The 4,848-nt window shown below is 62.5% G+C and carries 5 protein-coding genes and 1 pseudogene; 3 read left to right on the top strand and 3 right to left on the bottom strand.

Features of this window, described 5'->3' with window-relative positions; all coding sequences use genetic code 11:
* Positions 1-493, top strand: a pseudogene (locus VIG90_RS02590) (hypothetical protein); the annotation flags it as partial.
* Between the two features lie 612 nt (positions 494-1,105).
* Here the strand turns inward: VIG90_RS02590 and hemF are convergent.
* The 3 genes from hemF to VIG90_RS02575 form a co-directional block, all read right to left on the bottom strand.
* Entirely contained in the window at positions 1,106-1,975 is an 870-nt protein-coding gene (gene hemF / locus VIG90_RS02585) for an oxygen-dependent coproporphyrinogen oxidase (RefSeq protein ID WP_331591869.1), read from the bottom strand.
* Positions 1,972-2,442 carry a tRNA (cytidine(34)-2'-O)-methyltransferase gene (locus VIG90_RS02580; RefSeq protein ID WP_331591868.1) on the bottom strand — a complete coding sequence of 157 codons (471 nt, stop codon included), beginning with the start codon at positions 2,440-2,442 and terminating at the stop codon, positions 1,972-1,974. Before VIG90_RS02580 ends, hemF begins: the two co-directional genes overlap by 4 nt.
* 112 nt (positions 2,443-2,554) lie before the next feature.
* Positions 2,555-3,649 carry an SMP-30/gluconolactonase/LRE family protein gene (locus VIG90_RS02575; protein ID WP_331591867.1) on the bottom strand — a complete coding sequence of 365 codons (1,095 nt, stop codon included), beginning with the start codon at positions 3,647-3,649 and terminating at the stop codon, positions 2,555-2,557.
* Positions 3,650-3,855: 206 nt separating this feature from the next.
* Between VIG90_RS02575 and petA the strand changes: the two genes are divergently transcribed.
* Together petA and VIG90_RS02565 are read left to right on the top strand one after the other, a co-directional pair.
* Entirely contained in the window at positions 3,856-4,425 is a 570-nt protein-coding gene (gene petA / locus VIG90_RS02570) for a ubiquinol-cytochrome c reductase iron-sulfur subunit (RefSeq protein WP_331591866.1), read from the top strand.
* An 8-nt stretch (positions 4,426-4,433) separates the two neighbouring features.
* Positions 4,434-4,848, top strand: a 415-nt coding sequence (locus VIG90_RS02565) for a cytochrome b N-terminal domain-containing protein (RefSeq protein ID WP_331591865.1), incomplete at its 3' end; no start/stop codon positions are given.

Raw genomic sequence — 4,848 nt, 5'->3', positions numbered from 1 at the left:
CGCGAAGCCGGCTCCGGCTCCCGCTCCCGCTCCGGTTCAGGCTGCGCCGGCTCCGGTCGCTGCCGCACCGGCTCCGGCTGCTGCAGCCGCCGAGCCGATGGCACTGAGCGAGGATGACATCCTCTCGCTCGACGCCGCCAGCCAGGTTGGTCAGCCTGAGGTTGCTCAGGCTCCGGCTCCTGCGCCGGTTGAGCTGACCCGCCCGGCTCCGGCACCTGCACCGGCTCCGGTTGCCGCTCCGGCACCGGTTCACCATGCGCCGGTTGCTGCCGAGCCGGTTGTACAGCAGCCGGCCTACCCGGAACCGATGCGTGCGCCGAAGCGCGCCGAGCCCCATCGCGCACCGACGCTGTTCGAGCGCATGATGGGCATCACCCGTTCCACCCCGGTTGAAGAGCCGGCACAGGAAGCTCCGGCTCCGCAGCCGCGCGGCCAGCGCAACGGCGACGATCCGCTGGAGATTCCGACATTCCTGAAGCGTCAGGCCAACTAAGCCGCCCGCTTCCATACGATCTCGACGAAGACTGGCCTCTCTCCGGCTCGCCGGAGGGAGGCTTTCTTTTTGGGCGAGGAGAGCAGGGCTTCGCGAAACGCGATACGAGGAGCATCCGGGCTGCTCGCAAGGCGTCCGAGCCACCCGGATGCTCCCTACGGCGCTGGCGCTAGTCCCTGCTACGACGCCCGATTGACAACCCGAGCCGGATTGCCTGCACGAGCAGCGTCAGCATGGCGACGACAAGCGCCAGCCATTCTATCTGCATGGTTTGAACTCCCTTCTAAGTCCGTGGATTTCTGCAGATGTGCAGATCGAGGCGGTTGCCGACAGGACGCGCTGCCGGGCCAATCAACCAGCCCTCCGGACAGGAGGGATTGGATCAGGTGGACTGAAGGCTTACAAGGCTTCTATGGTCGTAAGTTATTGTAAATAAGTAAAATTAAATGAGCGGGGCATGAATTCTGCCCTCTGGATATTCGACTATAAGGCTGTTGTGGAAGGAGGGTGCTGCCCTATAATGGCGACACCATTCTATCTGGATTGCCTCCTTTCCAGACCCCGCGGGCAGCCAATCCTGCGGGGTCTTTCACAAATAAGGGCAGCTCTGCCTTATGGCCACTTGGCCTCGGGCGGGAGGCTCATGAGAATCGCTTCCACGTTGCCGCCAGTCTTGAGGCCGAAGGTGGTGCCCCGGTCGTACACGAGGTTGAACTCGGCGTAGTAGCCACGGTAGCGCAGCTGTTCCTCGCGCTGCTCGGGCGTCCACTCTTCCTTCACATGACGACGGACCAGCTGCGGGTAGATGTCGAGGAAGGCCTTGCCGACGTCCTGCGTGAAGCTGAAGTCCTCGTCCCAGTCACCGGTGTTGTGATGGTCGTAGAAGATGCCGCCCACGCCGCGCGCCCGGTTGCGATGCGGAATGTAGAAGTACTCGTCGCACCAGTCCTTGAAGCGGGGGTAATAGGCCGGGTCGTGCTTGTCGCACGCGCTTTTGAAGGCCCCGTGGAAATCAGCGGTGTCTGCCTCGTTGGGGAACGGCGGGTTCAGGTCCGCGCCGCCGCCGAACCACCATTTGGTGGTCACAAGGAAGCGGGTGTTCATATGCACGGCGGGCACCAGCGGCGAGCGCATGTGGGCGACCAGGCTGATGCCAGTGGCGAAGAAGCGCGGGTCTTCGGCTGCGCCGTTGATCTGCTTGGCGAATTCAGGGGAGAAGCTGCCCTCGACGGTGGAGATGTTCACGCCCACCTTCTCGAACACTCGCCCCTTCATGACGGACATGGTGCCGCCGCCGCCGGGCGCGCCGCTATGGTCGGTGCGCTGCCAGGATTTGCGCTCGAACCGGCCAGCCGGAAGATCTGAGCAGGGACCGGTGGTCTGCTCATCCTCGATCGCTTCGAAGGCGGCGCAGATCTGGTTGCGCAGCGTCTCGAACCACTGGGCGGCCCGCTGTTTCTGGTCGGCGAGTTGGTCGGTCATGCAGGGTACCCTTCGGTTTGCCGGAGTGCCTCGGACAGCGCGATGGCGGCGGCGATGGCGACGTTGAGTGAACGCGCCGTCGGCATCATCGGGATGCGTACGACGGCATCGCAGGCCGCCTCAACCTCGGGCGGGGTGCCCGAAGTCTCGCGGCCAAGCATGAGTATATCCTTGGGAGAAAAGGCAAAGTCTATGTGGCGGAGCGTCCCGGTGGTCTCCACAAGCACAAGGCGGCGGGGGCCTTCTTCGCTGTCGGACTTCCGCCAGCTGTTAAAAGCAGTGAAATCGACGTGCCGCCTGATGTCCACCTGATCCATGTAATCCATGCCCGCCCGCTTCAGCGCGCGGTCAGAAAAGGGGAAGCCGCACGGCTCGATGATATCAACCGGCACGCCCATGCAGGCGCAGAGGCGCAGGATGGTGCCGGTATTGGGCGGGATTTCCGGTTCGAACAAAGCCACACGCATGGATCGGCCTCTAGAGCCCTGTACGGCCTGCGCACGGCAGGGCCTGGCTCTATTTGTTTTCAAGGACGCACTTTCCTGGCCGCAGGATGCTTCGCCCTGCGCGCAAGCCGGTCTAGCGGGTCTGTGGTATGCACATCAAGACGCCACGCTCATAAACCGAGCCTACGAACAGCCGGCTCTGCTGGTCAATGAACCCGACCGAGGCTGCGGAGAACTGGTTGCCGTCATTCACATAGGGCAGAGGCAGGGTCCGGCGCCGCGGCGCAGGGAAGGGGAGTTGCTGCGGATCGAGCTGCATCACCATGGAAGGAGCGCGGCGGTCCTGCGGCGCCTTGGTGTAGGACAGGAAGGCGAGCGGGCGCGGATGGCCTGCAACCACCGTGGTGCCATCCGGGTGCACGATCATGTTGTCCGCCGCCATGGGAACGGCGATCTCGCTTCGCCTGACCAACTGGCCGTTGAACGGATTGCGCTGGTATACGGTGACCGAGCGGCCAAGCGACTCGGCAACGAGAAGCCACTGGCCATCGGGTGATCGGGAAATCCCGTTGGCGAAGCGCAGGTTCTCCACGACCGGCCGTGCGATGCCCCCGTCATAGTAGACGACCGTTCCGGTCGACACGCCCAGATAGTTCAGGGTCCGCTCCATAGTGGGCAGATCGAAGGGATCGTTAGTGAGGTAGAACTGCTCAGCCGACACCGCCGCGATATCGTTGGGCGAGGTGAAGGACGAACTGCTGATCGTGCGAACATGGCGGAGCGTTCCATCTTCCTGCGCATCGAACACCTCAACGGTATGATCCCTGCCGTTGGGGCCATGGTTGATGGCAAACAGGCGGCGCGTTCCATCCCATTCTGAAATGAAATCAAGGCCGTGGGGGAAGAAGTCCTTGTCAGGCCATGCGTTCAGGGGGGTCAGCTTGGGCGTTTCTCCGCTGAAATCGAGCAGGTATATGTCACCACCCGGCCGTTTGCCCTCTTCAACGCCGTGACGGTCAGCGCTGGAAACGTAAGCGCGGCGCTTCTGCCAGTCGACAGCGAAGTCTTCCGCGCCGACCGGACCGGCCAGGCGAACGCACTGCCCCGGGCTATGAGGCTCCAGTTTCTCGAACCAACCGGTCAGCGGCAACATCGTTGCGGCATAGAGGCACAGCGCCAGGACGACGAAGATGGAGAGTAACCGGATGCTCCGCTTTCGGCTGCGCATGACCTGCCTTTCTGACCCCAAAAACAGCTACTTATAACATTCGCCTCATTTGTGCATGAGCCAATGCGGCCAAATTGCCCATTGCACCATACTGTCAGGGTTATTATGGAACCCGGGATATTGGGGGCATGGGGGCCTCCCAATGGGCTTTTGGGCCGGCGGCTTTGTGGTCGCCGGTCGTAGTTGCATCAGGGACCACGACAGATATGGCTACAGCCGATACACCAGCCGCCGCTCAGCCAGGGACGACGGAGGAGGGCGTTCGCCGCCGCGACTTCATCCACATCGCCACCGGTGCCTTCGTGGCTGGCGGTGGCGTCATGGCGGCTTGGCCGTTCATTTCGCAGATGAATCCTGCCGCGGACACCCGCGCACTTTCCACGGTCGAAGTCGATCTGGCACCGATTGCGGTCGGCCAGGCGATCAAGGTCATGTGGCAGGGCAAGCCGGTTTTCGTCCGGAACCGTCCGGCGGAAGAGGTTGCCAAGGAGCGCGCCGTCAACGTCAGCGAGCTGCGCGATCCGCAGACCGACCAGGAGCGCGTCAAGGAAGGCCACGACAACTGGCTCGTCACCCTTGGCGTCTGTACTCACCTGGGCTGCGTGCCGCTGGGTGCCGCACAGGGTGAGCCCAAGGGCGAGTACGGCGGTTACTTCTGCCCGTGCCACGGCTCGCACTACGATGCTTCGGGACGTATCCGCAAAGGCCCGGCACCTACCAATCTTGAAGTGCCCCAGTACGCCTTCAAGACGCCGACCTCCATTGTGATCGGGTGAGATAAGATATGTCGTTTCATTGGGCCAAGCCATACGAACCCAAATCGCCGGTGATGAAGTGGATTGACAGCCGTCTTCCGCTGCCCCGGCTTGTTGTTGAAGCTCTGGGAACCTACGAGGCCCCGAAGAACCTGAACTACTGGTGGAACTTCGGCTCGCTGGCCGGTCTGTTCCTAGTGGTGCAGATCGTGACCGGTATCGTGCTGGCTATGCACTATGCAGCCAACGAAACCGTGGCCTTTGCCTCGGTCGAGCGCATCATGCGCGACGTCAACTTCGGTTGGCTGATCCGCTACATGCACGCCAACGGCGCTTCGTTCTTCTTCATTGTGGTTTACGTCCACATCTTCCGCGGCCTCTACTACGGTTCCTACAAGGCACCGCGTGAGTTGCTCTGGATTCTGGGCGTCGTGATCTTCCTGC

Origin of the sequence: Pedomonas sp., assembly GCF_036515995.1 — a bacterium.
Lineage (GTDB): Bacteria > Pseudomonadota > Alphaproteobacteria > Sphingomonadales > Sphingomonadaceae > Pedomonas.
The sequence above is the reverse complement of the archived record's forward strand: the minus strand, read 5'-3'. Positions and strand labels throughout refer to the sequence as shown.